This is a genomic window from Vibrio sp. Y176 (assembly GCF_033438945.1).
Window position 1 is genome coordinate 1 of sequence record NZ_JAWOQS010000942.1, and the last position, 563, is coordinate 563.

General features: G+C 46.5%; 1 protein-coding gene. It reads right to left on the bottom strand.

Translation table 11 applies throughout. The annotated features are described in order from the left end of the window. A partial coding sequence (serB, locus tag R7O13_RS29545) for a phosphoserine phosphatase SerB (protein ID WP_318305549.1) occupies positions 1 to 563 on the bottom strand: 563 nt, incomplete at both ends.

The following is a 563-nucleotide window of genomic DNA, read 5'->3' on the forward strand; positions in this document are numbered from 1 at the left end:
AATACCAAGGCCTGCGGCGGACATCATCACTAAATCGTTGGCACCATCACCAACGGCAACGGTATTATGCTGTTCAATTTCGTATTCATCCGCCAGTTCAACCAAAATATCGGACTTGGTTTGCGCAGATACCACGTCACCAATCACTTGCCCAGTTAACTTTCCGTCAATGATCTCAAGCTGATTTGAACGAGCGAAGTCCAGACCGACTTTCTCTTTGATGTAATCAGAGAAATACGTGAACCCACCAGATGCAATGGCGGTTTTCCAACCGAGCGCTTTAAAGGTCGCAATCAACGCTTCAAAGTCTGGCATGAATGGAAGCTCAGAACGCACTTGTTCTAAAATTGCTTCATCTGCGCCTTTTAGTTTACCAACCCTTTGACGCAAGCTTTGTTCAAAGTCCAACTCACCTTGCATCGCACGTTCAGTCACTTCGGCGACTTCTTCCCCTACTCCAGCCAGTTTGGCAATTTCATCAATACATTCAATTTGAATCGCTGTGGAATCCATATCGAACACCACTAAGCCAGGCGCAGAGAGATCCGGCACTTCATTCAGAG